The following is a 15,055-nucleotide window of genomic DNA, read 5'->3' on the forward strand; positions in this document are numbered from 1 at the left end:
GCAAACTCCGCTACAACCACTGACAACCCTATCCCAAAACCAGTTGGACCAAGTGCAATGACAGACCAGGTTGCAATCCGCCGCGCTCTGATTAGTGTCTCTGACAAGAGTGGCATCGTAGAGTTCGCCCAACAGCTTTCCGCAATGGGCGTAGAAATCCTCTCCACCGGCGGCACCCACCGCCAACTCAAAGAAGCAGGAATCCCCGTTGTAGAGGTCTCCGACTACACCGGCTTCCCCGAGATGATGGACGGCCGCGTTAAGACGCTGCACCCGAAAGTGCACGGCGGAATTCTGGGACGCCGTGGCACCGATGACGCCATTATGGGTGAGCACGGTATCACTCCGATTGATATGGTTGTGGTCAACCTCTACCCCTTCGCACAAACTGTTGCCAAGCCTGACTGCTCTCTCGAGGAAGCCATCGAGAATATCGATATCGGCGGCCCCACCATGGTTCGCGCCGCGGCCAAGAACCACAAAGATGTCACCATCGTGGTCAATGCCAGCGATTACGACAGCATTATCGAAGAGATGAAAGCCAGCGACGGCGCCCTGAGCCATGCCAGCCGCTTTGACTTGGCAGTAAAAGCCTTCGAACATACAGCGGGCTATGACGGCGCTATCGCCAACTACCTGGGCGCCATTAAGGGCGAAGATAAGCAGCTGTTCCCGCGCACCTACAACAGCCAATTTATCAAGAAGCTGGATCTGCGCTACGGCGAGAACCCGCACCAGAAATCCGCTTTCTACACCGAGGCCAACCCGGCTGAGGCCAGTATCTCCACCGCCAATCAGCTGCAGGGCAAAGAGCTGTCCTACAACAATATTGCCGATACTGACGCGGCACTGGAATGTGTGAAAGCTTTTGACGAGCCAGCCTGTGTGATCGTTAAGCACGCCAACCCCTGTGGCGTGGCAATTGGTGAGAACATCGGCAAGGCGTATGACCTGGCCTTCGCCACCGACAGCGAGTCCGCCTTTGGCGGCATCATCGCCTTCAACCGCGAGCTGGATGGCGCAACTGCCCGCGCTATCGTCGAACGCCAGTTCGTTGAAGTGATCATCGCCCCGTCTGTCTCCGAAGAAGCCAAGCAGGCAGTTGCCGAAAAGAAAAATGTGCGTTTGCTGGTTTGTGGCCAATGGAGTGCGGAACGCACCCCGGCACTGGATTACAAGCGCGTTAATGGCGGTCTGCTGGTTCAGGATCGTGATGACGGTATTGTCACCGCCGCCGACTTGAAAGTGGTCTCCAAGCGCCAGCCCACTGAAGAGGAGATCCGCGATCTGCTGTTCACCTGGAAAGTGGCCAAGTTTGTAAAATCCAACGCCATCGTATACGGAAAAGATGGCCGCACTGTCGGCGTTGGCGCGGGCCAGATGAGCCGCGTTAACTCCGCGCGTATCGCCGCGATCAAGGCTGAGCACGCCGGCCTCGCCGTTGAGGGGTCCGTGATGGCCTCCGACGCCTTCTTCCCCTTCCGCGACGGTATCGATAACGCCGCCGCTGTCGGTATCCAGGCGGTCATCCAGCCAGGTGGCTCCATGCGCGATGAAGAAGTGATCGCCGCAGCGGACGAGCACAACATGGCCATGGTCTTTACCGGCATGCGCCATTTCCGCCATTAAATCATCGGCAAACTCCGTGGAGCACCTATCGTGCTTCGCGGAGGCTGGTGACAATGAAGTATCCACTGCGCCATTGTCACTAGTAGTTTCTAGCGCCCACCACAAAGAGGCGCCCATTGCAGGCGGACAACACCACCTGCAATGATTCCGCGCTAAACTAGCGCACCTGATACCTGTCCAATGGACCCAAGTGGTCGACTTAGGGGGATTTAAGAATGAATATATTAATCATCGGCTCAGGTGGCCGCGAGCACGCCCTGGCGTGGAAAGCCGCACAAAACCCGAAAGTGGGCACCGTGTTCGTAGCCCCGGGCAACGCCGGCACCGCCCGTGAAGGCAAAGTGCAGAATGTGGCTATCGGCGTCGATAATTTCCCCGCACTGGCGGACTTCGCCGAGGAAAACGGCGTGGAACTCACTATTGTCGGCCCCGAAGCGCCATTGGTTGACGGCATTGTGGATTTCTTTAACGGGCGTGGCCTCGCCATCTTTGGCCCCAGCAAGGGCGCTGCCCAACTGGAGGGCTCCAAGGCTTTCACCAAGGATTTCCTCGAACGCCACGAGATCCCCACCGCTGCCTATCGCAATTTCACCGAAATTGAGCCGGCCGTCGAATATATCCGCGAGCGCGGAGCGCCCATCGTAGTCAAAGCCGATGGCCTCGCCGCCGGCAAGGGCGTCATCGTCGCCGAGACCGAGCAACAGGCCGAGCTGGCAGTGCGCGATATGCTCTCCGGCAACGCCTTTGGCGACGCCGGCTGCCGTGTAGTGATTGAGGAATTCCTGCAGGGTGAAGAGGCGAGCTTTATCGTTATGGTGGATGGGGAGAATATCCTGCCCATGGCCACCAGTCAGGATCACAAGCGCGTCGGTGACGGCGACACCGGCCCCAATACCGGCGGCATGGGTGCCTACTCTCCCGCACCGGTAGTGACCGACAGCGTTTACCAGCGCATTATGCAGGAAGTGATCGAGCCCACCGTAAAAGGCCTCATTGCCGAGGGTACGCCTTATACAGGATTCCTATACGCCGGCCTGATGATCGATCCGCAAGGTGCTCCCAGAGTGATCGAGTACAACTGTCGCTTTGGCGACCCCGAAACCCAGCCCATTATGATGCGCTTGAAATCCGATCTGGTGGATCTGTGCCTGGCTGCGCTCGACAAAAAGCTCGATAGCGTAACGGCAGAGTGGGACCCGCGCCCTTCACTCGGGGTGGTACTGGCCGCACACGGTTACCCTGGCAGCTACCGCAAGGGCGATGCCATTAGTGGACTTGAAAAAGCCGATGGCGATAACGCCAAGGTCTTCCACGCCGGCACTGCCGAAGACGGCGAGCGCGTGGTCACCAATGGCGGCCGCGTACTCTGCGCCACCGCACTGGGGGACACTGTTGCCGAAGCCCAGGCCAATGCCTATGAGGCTGCCCGCGCCATCTACTGGGAGGGTGTCTTTTACCGGAAGGATATCGGTTATCGCGCGATCGAAAGAGAACAGGCCGGTAGCGATAAGTAGTTTTACCAGTCATGGCGGTAGCCTCTAGCTGCCGCCATACAGAGGGAGCAACATACATGAGCGAACGCAATCTGAGTGGACTCGATCGCCTGTTGATTCAAGCTGACCGCGCTCTGCGCACTCTGAGTCCGGGCGAACCCTGCCACGGTCGTGTATCTCCGGCCAAAGGGGAAGCGGAAGCTGAACTCAGCGATGCCGAACGTAAACACGCCGCTGGCCTGATGCGAGTCAACCACAGCGGCGAAGTGTGCGCACAGGCTCTCTACCAGGGCCAGGCACTCACAGCGAAACTGCCAGAAATTCGCGGAGAAATGGAGCGTGCCGCGGACGAGGAGATCGACCACCTCGCTTGGTGTGAGCAACGTCTCAAAGAGCTGGACAGCCGCCCGAGCCTGCTCAATCCGCTCTGGTATGGATTGTCATTTGGACTGGGCGCCGCCGCCGGCAAAATCAGCGATCGCATCAGCCTCGGTTTTGTCGCCGCGACAGAAGAAAGGGTCTGCGAGCATCTGGAAAGTCACCTGCAAAAGCTGCCCGCCCAGGACAAAAGAAGTCGCGCGGTAGTGGAGCAGATGCTGGTCGATGAAAGCGAACATGCTCACGCGGCGCTGGCCGCCGGGGGTAAACGTTTCCCTGCACCGGTGAAAGGGGCCATGTCACTGGTATCCAAGGTGATGACCTCAGCCAGTTACAAAATTTAAAGTTTTAAGAATCGATTCACAAAATGGACTGGCCCGCTAAAAGTAACAGCCTTTTAGTGGGCCTATTCTTTTTTCTTCTTTTTCCTGCAATGTTTAATTCAGGCTTCTTCCACTCGATAGCGGTGTACAATCTCTACTCCCGCATTGCGTAACATAATTGAAGCGGAGCAGTATTTCTCTGCAGATAATTCCACCGCACGAGCGACATGGGACTCTTTCAATCCGCGACCTCGCACAACAAACTCCATTTCAATTCGCTCAAAAGGCGAAGGGGTCGTATCCGGGCGGACGCCATTCAATTCACAGTGACAGGAAATAATATCCTGGCGCGCCTTTTGTAAAATGGAAATCACATCGTAAGCTGCACAACCGCCAACACCGAGGAGAATCATCTCCATCGGACGTACGCCATTATTGGTGCGGCCCCCTTCCATCACTACAGAATTACCGCTGCCGGCTTCGCCGACGAAGGTCAAATCATTAACCCAGGTTACCTTGCCCTGCATTGCCATGCTCCCACTGAAATTCAAGTCGCGAAGCTTAGCACAGAGTACAAGATTATCCCGACAAGCCGAGTATTTCCGGTATAGTGTCTGCAACACCTCCGCGCGGAATGTCCACTGCTGAAATGCATACTTCAGCAGTGAGATTTCAGTCCAATCGCACCGGCACCAGAGTGTCACAGGTCACACTGCGGAACTTTGCCGCGACCAACCTCTGTTGGGGACTGTTTTTTCGCGCGATAATTCAAGAGTGCTCAGCTGCTAAAGCCGGGATGGAGCACGAGACAAAAAATGAGGAATAAATCCGTGACGGTTGCTATCGAAGACCCCATGACTATCGGCAATATTGAAGACTTTCTGGCCCATTGCCACCGGCGCCGCTATCCGGCCAAGAGCACAATTATCTATGCCGGCGACCGCTGTGAGTCTCTCTATTTCATTATGCGCGGTTCAGTGACTGTCCTGATTGAGGATGACGAGGGCCGTGAAATGATCGTGGCCTACCTGAACGACGGGGACTTTTTTGGTGAAATGGGCCTTTTTGATCAGGACACCCGCAGTGCCTGGGTGCGCACCAAAACTGAGTGTGAAGTTGCGGAAATTTCCTACACTAAATTCCAGGAACTGACCCGTCAGCACCCAGAATTCCTGTTCGCCCTCGCCACGCAAATGGCCGGGCGCCTGCGCAATACCACCCGTAAAGTCGGCGACTTGGCCTTCCTGGATGTTACCGGTCGTGTGGCGCGTACCCTTTTAGACTTGTGTAATGAACCCGATGCGATGACCCATCCAGAGGGCATGCAAATCAAGATCACTCGCCAGGAAATTGGCCGTATTGTCGGCTGCTCCCGTGAGATGGTCGGGCGCGTATTGAAAACCCTGGAAGAACAGGGCTTGGTGTCGGTTAAAGGCAAAACCATGGTGGTTTACGGCACCCGCTAATTGCCTGCCCCAAAAACCAATACCACAACACAAAAAAGGGCGATTTATTTAATCGCCCTTTTTTGTGTCTGTGGCTTTTACGCGACTATCTTCCCGAAAATGCCACTGACACTCAGTTAAACATCTCCATCAGTTTACGCCCTGGCTCCTCTTCACGCATAAAGGCCTCACCAACCAAAAATGCATTGACGCTGTGTCCGCGCATGGCCGCAACATCATCAGTGGTATGAATGCCGCTTTCAGTAACAACAATACGGTCTTTGGGAATCAGATCGAGCAACTTGAAAGTATTCTCCAACTGCACCTCAAAGGTGTGCAGGTTGCGATTATTAATTCCGATCAGACGGTTGGGGAGAAGCAGTGCCCGTTCCAACTCCGTACGATTGTGTACTTCCACCAGTACGTCTAATCCCAGCTCAAGGGCCAAGCCATTGAGTTCCTGCATTTGTTGGTCTTCTAAGCAGGCAGCAATGAGCAGGATGCAATCGGCCCCGATAGCACGCGCCTCAAACACCTGGTAGGGGTCGACGGTGAAATCTTTACGCAACACGGGCAAGCGCACTGCGTTGCGCGCCTGCTGTAAATAACTGTCATCACCCTGGAAAAAATCCCTATCGGTGAGCACCGACAGGCAGGCTGCGCCGCCTCTCTCATAGCTGGTCGCAATTTCTGCGGGAAAAAAATCCTCACGAATTACCCCCTTGCTGGGTGAGGCCTTCTTGATTTCCGCAATCACTGCGGCCTCACCCTCAGCAATTTTATACTCCAGCGCCGCAACAAACCCTCGCGTCGGCGGTTGGTCCTGAGCGCTCAGACGCATATCTTCCAGATTGCATTGAGATTTACGTTCTGACACTTCCTGCCACTTACGCTCGATAATAGTTTTTAAAATGGTCGGTGTGCTCACGATTTCACTTCCTCGGGACGAAAGGCGCTGGTAAAGGCAGCCAGGTCATTAATTTTTTCCGCGGCCAAACCACTGCCGATGGCGTCCTGAGCCATGGCAACACCCTGCTCTGCAGTATTTGCAACACCACTGACGTAAATAGCCAAACCGGCATTCAGGGCGATAATATCCGCTGCTTTTTGCCCGGCCTCGGTTTCGCGTTTGCCCAGTGCATCACAAATCAGGGATAGAGATTCTTCCGCACCCGAAACGATCAATCCATCCAGGCTTTGGCGGGGCAGACCAAAGTTTTCGGGACAGAGAGTAAACTCACTGATAGCGCCATCCTTCAACTCCACCGCAAAAGTATCCGCAGCAATACTGGCCTCATCGAGGCCGTCATCGCTGTGTAGAACCAATACATGCTCGGAACCGAGACGTTGCAGAACTTCAGCCAACAGGCGGCAGTAACGCTTCTCGTAAACACCGATCACCTTGCGCTTAACCCCGGCGGGATTGGTCATCGGGCCCAGCAAATTAAAAATGGTTCGAAGACCCAGCGCTTTACGCGCGGGGCCTACATGACGAACGGCGCTGTGAAAGCTGGGCGCAAACATAAAGCCGATACCGAGCGTTTCCACACAGCGGGCCATTTGTTCTGGGCTTAAATCTAGGTAAACCCCGGCACTCTCGAGCAGATCAGCGGAACCACTGCTTGAGGACACCGAACGGTTGCCATGTTTGGCCACCCTGGCACCGGCTGCAGCGGCGACAAAGCTACTGGCGCTGGACACATTAAATAGGTTCGCGCCATCGCCACCAGTGCCAACGATATCCACAGTGTTGTCCAGATCGAGCTCCACTTTCGTGGCCAGTGCGCGCATGGTTTCCACTGCACCAACAATCTCATCGACGGTTTCACCGCGAATACGCAACGCGATCAGCAAGGCTCCTATCTGCGCTTCCTGGGCTTCACCGCGCATAATCTGGCCCACGGTCTCGCGCATCTCCTCACGGGTCAGATGCTCTCCATCCACCAGTTTGGCGATGGCCTTTTGTATATTCATTGTGTTCACTCTGCCCTGCTCAGTGTTAATTGGTGCGAGGCGCAAATAACCGCCCCGCGTTTTGCCCTTACTATCAGGACTCGAGAAAATTCCTCAGCATATCGTGACCGTGCATGGTGAGAATGGACTCGGGATGAAACTGCACGCCCTCAACGGGCAATTCCCGGTGGCGCAACCCCATGATTTCATCGATCTCACCTTCTGGCGTTTCTGTCCAGGCGGTAATTTCCAGGCACTCGGGCAAGCTGCCTTTATCCACCACCAGCGAGTGATAACGGGTGGCCTCGAAAGGATTGGATAGGCCGTGAAACACCCCCAGGTTGTTGTGCACTATAGGCGATGTTTTGCCGTGCATAACCTGGCCGGCACGCACAACCCGCCCACCAAACACTTGGCCGATACTCTGGTGCCCAAGGCATATACCCAAAATAGGGATGCGCCCGGCAAAGTGGCGAATCGCCTCCAGAGAAATCCCCGCCTCATTGGGTGTGCAGGGGCCTGGTGAAATCACAATTTTCGCCGGGGCCATCTGTTCAATGTCCTCAAGAGTGATCTCGTCATTTCGCTTGACCACAACCTCGGCACCCAGCTCCTCAAGGTACTGCACCACATTCCAGGTAAAGGAGTCGTAGTTATCGATCATTAAAATCATTGCTTGGCTCCTATAGCCATAGAGGTACCGGTGCTAACCGCTATCGAATTTTGTCTGAGTGTGAGGTTAGTCCGCTCGCAAATACTAGCTGCACTCATTTTGCTTGGCCTTCACTTCATCACAACAACTGGCTAAGGCCATACCCGCTGCACGGAACAGCGCCCGCGCCTTATTCATAGTTTCATCCCACTCGGACTGAGGATCTGAGTCGGCTACCAGACCGGCACCAGCCTGGATAAATAACTGTCCATCTTTAATAACTGCAGTGCGAATTGCGATGGCCGTATCCATATTGCCGTTCCAGGCCAGATAGCCCACCGCTCCGCCATAAATACCGCGCTTCTCCGGCTCCAGCTCATCGATAATTTCCATAGCGCGAATTTTTGGTGCCCCAGATAAAGTACCAGCCGGGAGTGCAGCCCGCAGGGCATCCATACCAGTAAGTCCCTGCCGCAATTGGCCGGTGACATTGGAGGTGATATGCATCACATGGGAGTAACGCTCCACCACCATCTGCTCGGTGACCCGCACACTGCCAGTCGCCGCTACGCGGCCCACATCATTGCGCCCCAGGTCGATCAGCATCAGGTGCTCGGCACACTCTTTGGGATCGGCCAAAAGCTCCTGCTCCAGGGCTTTATCTTCTTCTTCTGAGGCACCGCGACGACGGGTGCCCGCCAGCGGGCGCACTGTCATCTCGCCCTCTTCCAGGCGAACCAAAATCTCTGGGCTGGAACCCACAACCTGGTGGTCGCCGAGGTCGAGGAAATACATATAAGGTGAGGGGTTCAGGCTGCGCAGTGCGCGATAGAAATTGAGAGGCGGTGCGTCGAAGGGAGCCGACAGGCGCTGGGAGGGCACCACCTGCATCACATCGCCGGCGAGGACATATTCTTTCACCCGGCCCACGGCTTTTTTGAAGTTTTCCTCACCAAAATGGGAGTGAAAAGCACCCTCCTCGATTCCCTTGCCATCCAGATCCAATGGCATGGTATCCGGTAACGGTTGTGCCAGCCGTTCGACCAATTGATCCAGGCGCTGTTGGGCTTGCTCATAAGCATCGACCTGAGTTGGGTCCGCATGCACAATAAAAATAACCGCGCCAGCAAGATTATCGAACACCACCAGCTCATCGCTGACCATCAACAGGATATCCGGGTTGCCCAGACTGTCCTGCGGCATACTGTGGGCCAGGCGTGGCTCGATATAACGCACGCAGTCATAGCCAAAATACCCGACCAGGCCACCATTAAAACGCGGCAAGTTGGTAAGCTCCGGCACCCGATAGCGCTGCTGAAACTTTTCTACAAATGCCAATGGGTCACGCTTCGTATGGCTTTCAATCACCGCTCCGTCGCGCTCCACCGTAACCTCGTTGCCACGCACCCGTAGCAAAGTCCTGGCCGGCAGACCAATAATGGAGTAGCGCCCCCACTTCTCTCCGCCCTGTACTGACTCAAGCAGGTAGCTATAGCGCCCTTCGGCAAGCTTCAAATAAGTGGACAAGGGTGTTTCGATATCAGCCAGTACACGGCGTACCAGCGGTATGCGGTTATAGCCCGCAGACACAAGTTGGGCGTATTCACTAGGGGTCATAGAGACTCCGATATATAGGGTATTTTTCTTGTTGGCGCCAAAGTATAGGCAGCGCCCACGGGAGAGGTGGCCGAATGGTATCGTTTACCAATAAGCCTCAGCGGATCAGCGGCGCCATCGCCAGCTGCTGGATGTGGGGATAGTGTGATTCACGGAAATTCCCTCTGTGCAGGCGCACAAGTTTACAAATCCCGTATACGGCGGGCAAGAGGTTGCCCGCCAGGTTTTTCTCAGGACAGGCTCTCGCGCATTGCACCGATCACTTCAGCGTAGTCGGGGGCATTGAAAATCGCAGAACCCGCAACAAAAGTATCCGCGCCGGCGGCAGCAATCTCCGCAATATTGTCACGGTTGACCCCGCCATCGATCTCCAGGCGAATATCGTAACCGGAAGCATCGATCAGCTGGCGCGCCTCACGCAACTTATCCAGGGTGCCCGGAATAAATTTCTGCCCGCCAAAGCCCGGATTGACTGACATCAGCAGAATCATATCCAGCTTATCCATCACATATTTGGCCGCATCCAGCCCTGTGGCTGGGTTAAACACCAAACCCGCCTTGCAACCGAGGCTGCGAATCAACTGCAAGGAGCGGTCCGGGTGGCGTGAAGCTTCCGGGTGGAAGGTAATGTAAGTGGCACCCGCATCGGCAAACATTCGGATCATATCATCCACCGGCTCCACCATCAGGTGCACATCGATTGGCGCCTCAACACCATGCTTGCGCAACGCCTCGCACACCATTGGACCGATGGTGAGGTTAGGCACATAGTGATTGTCCATCACATCGAAGTGCACCCAGTCGGCACCAGCCGATAGCACATTGTCCACCTCTTCGCCGAGGCGGGCAAAATTGGCGGAGAGAATCGAGGGGGCAATCTTGTAATCTGACATCTTTAATTCCTTCAGTAACTCAGTTTTCCGCGCTCAGGCGGTAATGCAGGTTTTCCAGGCGCTCAGGGGTGCCCACATCACACCAGTCCCCGGTGTATAAGTCCGCCTGTAACTTGTCCTCATTGAAGGTGAACACCTCACCAAGGCCAAAGCATTCGCGCACTTTGGGATAGTGGGTCAACATCTCGGGGCGCAGCCAGCTGATGCCGGCAAAGGTATAGCGGGGCTTAGCCGTTCCAGATAGCAGGCCATTCTCGATTCCAAAGTCCCCCTCCGGATTATGTGGGGGATTAGGCACCATAAGCAGGCGACCGGGGCATTCTTTGGGTAGGGGGCGTGCCACCCACTGGGCAAGGTCGAAGTCACACCAGACATCCCCATTAACCACAAAGAATGGACCCTTCCCCAGCAGCGGCATCGCGTTGAGAATTCCGCCGGCGGTCTCAAGGGGTCGGTCTTCTTGCTCCACAGAATACTGGATATCCAGGCCCCAGCGATCGCCATTCCCCAGGTAGTCACGAATCATATGCCCCAAATGGCCCAGGTTGATCACAACCCGTTGAACTCCCACGCCCTGTAGTCGCTCCAGCACATGTTCAATAAGAGGTTTACCTGCCACAGACAACAAAGGCTTTGGGGTTTGGTCTGTAAGGGGGCGCATTCTACGCCCAAAACCTGCAGCCAAGACCATCGCGGTTGTCGGGGCTTTTTCGGTGAGCTGAGTCATTCAATTCATCTATCAGTTTTTATTCGGCTCATCTGAGGTTCTCACCGGCACAGCGATAATCGCTGTACCAGGGCTGCTGCTCGATCAGCGGGAGCAGCTGTTGCTCGAACCACTGCGCAAACGGCTTGAGTTCCTCATAGCGGTCAGCAACCTCCAGCACATAGCGTATCACCAGGGGCAGATCTCCCAGGTAATTCTGCTTGCCATCGCGCAGCGAAAGGCGTGGAAACAAGCCCAGCACTTTAATGTGACGCTGGAGGCCCATCCAGTCGAACCATTTTAAGAAAACTTTCGGGTCTACAGGTTCCAGCACCCCAGCGGCTTCTGCGGTAGCAGCATAAGCTAAAGCCCAGCGCTCGACCCGCTGGCGTGGCCAGCGGATATAGCAGTCCCGTAACAGAGAGACCAAATCGTAGGTGATCGGCCCCCACACTGCATCCTGGAAATCCACGATTCCAGGGCGCTCACCACTACGGACCATTAAGTTACGGCTGTGGTAATCCCTGTGTACCAGGGTTTGCGGCTGGCTCGCGGCACTCTCCAGTAACTGCTGAAAGGTATCCTGCAGCAGGCGGTTTTCCACTTCATTTAGGGTATAGCCAAGTAATTTGCCAACCAGCCACTCGGGCATAATACGCATTTCTGTCAGCAACAATTCCTGGCTATAGTGCGGAAATAAGCCCTCTTCACGAGGTATCTGTTGGAGGCTTAGTAATTCGCTCATTACCTCCGCGTAGAGCCCCTCAACACTGTCATGACCCAACACATTGAATAACTGCGTATCGCCCAGGTCTTCCAATAGCAGATAGCCATTAGTCGAATCGGCAGCCACCACCATGGGCGTGTGCACGCCATTGCGCCGCAGATAATCGGCAAGTGCTATAAAGCGGGCTGGATTGGTACGCTCAGGAGGGGAATCAACAGCAATTAACTTGGGCTCGGTAAAAGTACGGAAATAGCGCCGAAAACCTGCATCCCCGGTAAGTTTGGCCAACCCTACTGGTGATTCAATATGCAGAGCTCTCCCCACCCAACGAGCCAGAGTCTCTCGTCGCAGGTCATCACTCACAATACATCCTTCATTTGCTCTTTGGCCTATAGCTAATTCTTTCTATCGAGGCAGTTTCCCATTAAGCCGCCCATATTGAAACCCTGCCGATAAGACGCAGCTACTATCCCCTTGCTACTCCCGTACCGCCTGTGCGGCTATTAACCACTCCTACATTCAAGTAGAATCGGGCGATAATTTTTTTGCGCGCCCCGGCTAGATAGCTGTGCACGCATCTGCCGATAAAAGAAACACCAAAGAATAGCCGGAACCTATCGATTGATGCTTGAAGTCTCCCGGTGGCGTCGCCTAGCGCTGGCGATCGCTAAGAATTCACGAGTCCACACTGTTGCACTCGGCTTGATGGCCGCAGCCCCCCTATGGACCCAGGCGGAGCAGACCGCCCTAGACCCCGAATACAATCCTTACTTATATCTGGACTGGTTACCTCGCTCTGAATTAACCCCGGAGGAAAGAGCCAGGATACCGGCAATTTGTAGCGGCGCTTTTATTGAGCCTCCCAGGGATTACCCGGATGCGAATCTCCCCCCGGAAGACGCGCCACTGCGTGCCACGGCTGAAGAGTCCCACTTGTCAGACGACGGGTCTGCTGAACTAAGAGGCAATGTCCATATCACCCAGGGCTATCGCCAACTATTTGCCGACCAGGTGGAACTCAACCGCCAAACCAACACCGCTTACTTGAGTGGTGCTATCGAACTGCGTGAACCCAATTTACTGGTCCGAGGGGCCTCCGCCGAGGTGCACACCGACACCGAGGCCGCCTCCATTGAGGACGCGACTTATGTGGTACACAACGAGTTCATCCATGGCGATGCGGTTCAAGTTGCTCGCCAAACCAGTGGTGAATTGACCCTTACCGATGGCACCTATACCCGCTGTGAGCCGGGCCGGGCGTTCTGGCGCCTGAGTGGCGGTGAAATCAATATCGATCAAGTAGAGAGCCAGGGGACAGCGCGGGATGTACGGCTGGAGATACTGGATGTCCCCGTGCTCTACTTCCCCTATTTTCGCTTCCCCGTGGGCGATGCGCGCATGTCGGGCTTCCTCTTCCCCTCCCTGAGCAACAGCGAAAAGAACGGCTGGGACTTAACGGTTCCCTATTACTGGAATATTGCCCCGCAGATGGATGCGACGATCGCACCGCGCTATATCCAGTATCGCGGCACAGGCCTTGAGGTAGAATTCCGCCACCTAAGTCCCATGTTCAACACCGAAGTCCGTGTTGCAGATCTTCCTAACGACAAGGGCGGCAATAATGACCTCGCGCAGGAACTGATTGATCGGGGCTTTCCACAGGACCTGGTCCTGCCCTACAAGGGCAAGGATCGCTGGCTGGTGAACCTCGAACAGCAAGGCGGTTATAGCGGCAGCATCTGGCGTACCGATATCGACTACACCAAAGTGAGCGACCCGGATTATTTCCGGGATTTAAGTACCGCCAGTCTTGATATCAACGCGCAAACCCAGGTAAGTCAAAAAGCCCAGGGCCGATTGACCTTTGAAAACTGGGCAATCACCCTTCGCGCCCAGGATTACCAAGTACTGCAAAATGATGATTTCGACACTTTTGCCCAACTACCTCGGCTGGATGTTGACGGCAATTACCGCTGGGGTGATTGGCAACTAGCTTTACAGAATGAAGCCACTGTTTGGCGACATCAGGATACTCAGACGATTAGGTATATTAGGGATACCGACGACCCCGACAGTGTCATCACAGATACAAAAAACTTTGTAACTGCAGACCGCCTACGCTTGGACTATGAGCTTTTTTGGGATAAAGAGTGGCTGTGGGGTTATTTCAAACCTGGATTGGCAGGCCGTTACCTAGGCTACCAAGTCAGCGACACCTTCCTACCGGAAGGTGCCAACGACACCCCTAGTGCTTCCGCAGCCCAACTCACCCTAGATACCGGCCTCTATTTCGAGCGAGATGGCTTTGCCTTTAATCGCGATTACATCCAAACCCTAGAGCCCCGCCTATATGGGTTGCTCAGTAGTAATGCCAACCAAGAAAATTTCTTCAATATCACTGGGGAGGATATCAACGACATTGGCCCAATCGACCCCGATAGTAATAATCTACTCTATGACACCTCGCTGTTCACCTTCAGTTATGACCAGCTGTTCCGCCACAGCCGTTTTACTGGTAATGATCGTATCGACGATGCAAGCAGAATTGCTCTGGGGCTAACGACTCGCTTTATCGAGCCTATCAGCGGGCGTGACTTATTCTCCGCCAGTATCGGCCAAGCTTTCTATTCTAGCGATACCCAGATCGGCCTTCTGGAGCTAGTTGAAGAAACCCCTCGTTCAGAGCTAGCAGCAAAACTGGAAAGCCGCCCAATTCAATCCCTGCATATTGGCAGCGAACTGGTCTACGATGATTCGGAACACAATATTAATCGGGGCAACTTCAGCCTGCGCTACTTTGATAACGATGCCCGTATCTTTAACCTTAGCTATTACTATGAGCGGAATGACAACCCGCTTTTCCCCGATGAGATAGACAACGATGATGACTCCTCGGTACGACAGCTCAACAGCTCAGCCGTACTGCCCATCAATCTCCATACCTCTATAATGGCTGGCGCGGCCTATGACCTGACATTGAATCGGGAACTGGAATACCTTGCCGGTATCGAATATGACGACTGCTGCTACAGAGCACGCGTGGTATGGCGTCGTACCCTGGACAATGATCTGGCCGGAGTGGTGGCAGCTGAAGACCTCCAATACGATGAAGGTATCTACCTCGAAGTACAATTGAAGGGGTTAGCAGGGTTTGGCGCATCGGTCACCAATATGTTAACCAAGGGAATTGCCAATTTTGATCAGAGAGAAAAGCTGAAACCGTGATGAAAATAATACAG

The 15,055-nt window shown here is 54.7% G+C and carries 13 protein-coding genes; 5 read left to right on the top strand and 8 right to left on the bottom strand.

The window, feature by feature from the left end:
* Positions 1 to 57: 57 nt before the first annotated feature.
* From purH to coq7, 3 genes are all read left to right on the top strand, one after another.
* Positions 58 to 1,629 carry a bifunctional phosphoribosylaminoimidazolecarboxamide formyltransferase/IMP cyclohydrolase gene (gene purH, locus LC073_RS19230; RefSeq protein WP_226648945.1) on the top strand — a complete coding sequence of 524 codons (1,572 nt, stop codon included), beginning with the start codon at positions 58 to 60 and terminating at the stop codon, positions 1,627 to 1,629.
* A gap of 215 nt (positions 1,630 to 1,844) precedes the next feature.
* Entirely contained in the window at positions 1,845 to 3,143 is a 1,299-nt protein-coding gene (gene purD, locus LC073_RS19235; RefSeq protein ID WP_226648946.1) for a phosphoribosylamine--glycine ligase, read from the top strand.
* Between the two features lie 56 nt (positions 3,144 to 3,199).
* Positions 3,200 to 3,844, top strand: a complete 645-nt coding sequence (gene coq7, locus LC073_RS19240) for a 2-polyprenyl-3-methyl-6-methoxy-1,4-benzoquinone monooxygenase (RefSeq protein ID WP_226648947.1) — start codon at positions 3,200 to 3,202, stop codon at positions 3,842 to 3,844.
* A gap of 98 nt (positions 3,845 to 3,942) precedes the next feature.
* Here coq7 and LC073_RS19245 read toward each other — a convergent pair whose 3' ends face one another.
* Positions 3,943 to 4,350 (bottom strand): OsmC family protein, encoded by a 408-nt coding sequence (locus LC073_RS19245; protein WP_226648948.1) that lies wholly within the window; start codon positions 4,348 to 4,350, stop codon positions 3,943 to 3,945.
* Positions 4,351 to 4,638: 288 nt separating this feature from the next.
* On the opposite strand from LC073_RS19245, the gene crp reads away from it, so the two are divergent.
* Positions 4,639 to 5,289 (top strand): cAMP-activated global transcriptional regulator CRP, encoded by a 651-nt coding sequence (crp, locus tag LC073_RS19250; RefSeq protein ID WP_051089460.1) that lies wholly within the window; start codon positions 4,639 to 4,641, stop codon positions 5,287 to 5,289.
* Between the two features lie 112 nt (positions 5,290 to 5,401).
* Here the strand turns inward: crp and trpC are convergent, their stop codons facing one another.
* The 7 genes from trpC to LC073_RS19285 all read right to left on the bottom strand — a co-directional run bounded on the left by trpC (position 5,402) and on the right by LC073_RS19285 (position 12,179).
* Positions 5,402 to 6,199, bottom strand: coding sequence for an indole-3-glycerol phosphate synthase TrpC (trpC, locus tag LC073_RS19255; RefSeq protein WP_226648979.1), 798 nt, complete (start codon positions 6,197 to 6,199; stop codon positions 5,402 to 5,404).
* Positions 6,193 to 7,242, bottom strand: a complete 1,050-nt coding sequence (gene trpD / locus LC073_RS19260; protein ID WP_226648949.1) for an anthranilate phosphoribosyltransferase — start codon at positions 7,240 to 7,242, stop codon at positions 6,193 to 6,195. The genes trpC and trpD overlap by 7 nt, the downstream gene beginning before the upstream one ends.
* 73 nt (positions 7,243 to 7,315) lie before the next feature.
* Positions 7,316 to 7,894, bottom strand: coding sequence for an anthranilate synthase component II (locus LC073_RS19265; protein ID WP_226648950.1), 579 nt, complete (start codon positions 7,892 to 7,894; stop codon positions 7,316 to 7,318).
* A gap of 84 nt (positions 7,895 to 7,978) precedes the next feature.
* Positions 7,979 to 9,490 (bottom strand): anthranilate synthase component I, encoded by a 1,512-nt coding sequence (gene trpE / locus LC073_RS19270; protein WP_226648951.1) that lies wholly within the window; start codon positions 9,488 to 9,490, stop codon positions 7,979 to 7,981.
* Between the two features lie 230 nt (positions 9,491 to 9,720).
* Positions 9,721 to 10,383, bottom strand: a complete 663-nt coding sequence (gene rpe / locus LC073_RS19275; protein WP_226648952.1) for a ribulose-phosphate 3-epimerase — start codon at positions 10,381 to 10,383, stop codon at positions 9,721 to 9,723.
* Between the two features lie 19 nt (positions 10,384 to 10,402).
* Positions 10,403 to 11,110 carry a nucleotidyltransferase family protein gene (locus LC073_RS19280; protein ID WP_226648953.1) on the bottom strand — a complete coding sequence of 236 codons (708 nt, stop codon included), beginning with the start codon at positions 11,108 to 11,110 and terminating at the stop codon, positions 10,403 to 10,405.
* A 28-nt stretch (positions 11,111 to 11,138) separates the two neighbouring features.
* Positions 11,139 to 12,179, bottom strand: coding sequence for an aminoglycoside phosphotransferase family protein (locus LC073_RS19285; RefSeq protein WP_226648954.1), 1,041 nt, complete (start codon positions 12,177 to 12,179; stop codon positions 11,139 to 11,141).
* 261 nt (positions 12,180 to 12,440) lie between these two features.
* Here LC073_RS19285 and LC073_RS19290 point away from each other — a divergent pair, with 261 nt between their 5' ends.
* The gene (locus LC073_RS19290; protein ID WP_226648955.1) at positions 12,441 to 15,041 is read left to right on the top strand and encodes an LPS-assembly protein LptD; all 2,601 of its coding nucleotides are present in this window, start codon (positions 12,441 to 12,443) and stop codon (positions 15,039 to 15,041) included.
* Positions 15,042 to 15,055: the final 14 nt, after the last annotated feature.

Origin of the sequence: Microbulbifer variabilis (assembly GCF_020524905.1) — a bacterium.
GTDB lineage: Bacteria > Pseudomonadota > Gammaproteobacteria > Pseudomonadales > Cellvibrionaceae > Microbulbifer > Microbulbifer variabilis_A.

Bases quoted from the DNA above. Each gene is read 5' to 3' on its own strand.
- crp (WP_051089460.1), top strand. From the start codon at position 4,639: ATGAGGAATAAATCCGTGACGGTTGCTATCGAAGACCCCATGACTATC.
- trpE (WP_226648951.1), bottom strand. From the start codon at position 9,490: ATGACCCCTAGTGAATACGCCCAACTTGTGTCTGCGGGCTATAACCGC.
- purD (WP_226648946.1), top strand. From the start codon at position 1,845: ATGAATATATTAATCATCGGCTCAGGTGGCCGCGAGCACGCCCTGGCG.
- trpD (WP_226648949.1), bottom strand. From the start codon at position 7,242: ATGAATATACAAAAGGCCATCGCCAAACTGGTGGATGGAGAGCATCTG.
- purH (WP_226648945.1), top strand. From the start codon at position 58: ATGACAGACCAGGTTGCAATCCGCCGCGCTCTGATTAGTGTCTCTGAC.
- LC073_RS19280 (WP_226648953.1), bottom strand. From the start codon at position 11,110: ATGACTCAGCTCACCGAAAAAGCCCCGACAACCGCGATGGTCTTGGCT.
- LC073_RS19290 (WP_226648955.1), top strand. From the start codon at position 12,441: ATGCTTGAAGTCTCCCGGTGGCGTCGCCTAGCGCTGGCGATCGCTAAG.
- coq7 (WP_226648947.1), top strand. From the start codon at position 3,200: ATGAGCGAACGCAATCTGAGTGGACTCGATCGCCTGTTGATTCAAGCT.
- LC073_RS19265 (WP_226648950.1), bottom strand. From the start codon at position 7,894: ATGATTTTAATGATCGATAACTACGACTCCTTTACCTGGAATGTGGTG.
- LC073_RS19245 (WP_226648948.1), bottom strand. From the start codon at position 4,350: ATGCAGGGCAAGGTAACCTGGGTTAATGATTTGACCTTCGTCGGCGAA.
- rpe (WP_226648952.1), bottom strand. From the start codon at position 10,383: ATGTCAGATTACAAGATTGCCCCCTCGATTCTCTCCGCCAATTTTGCC.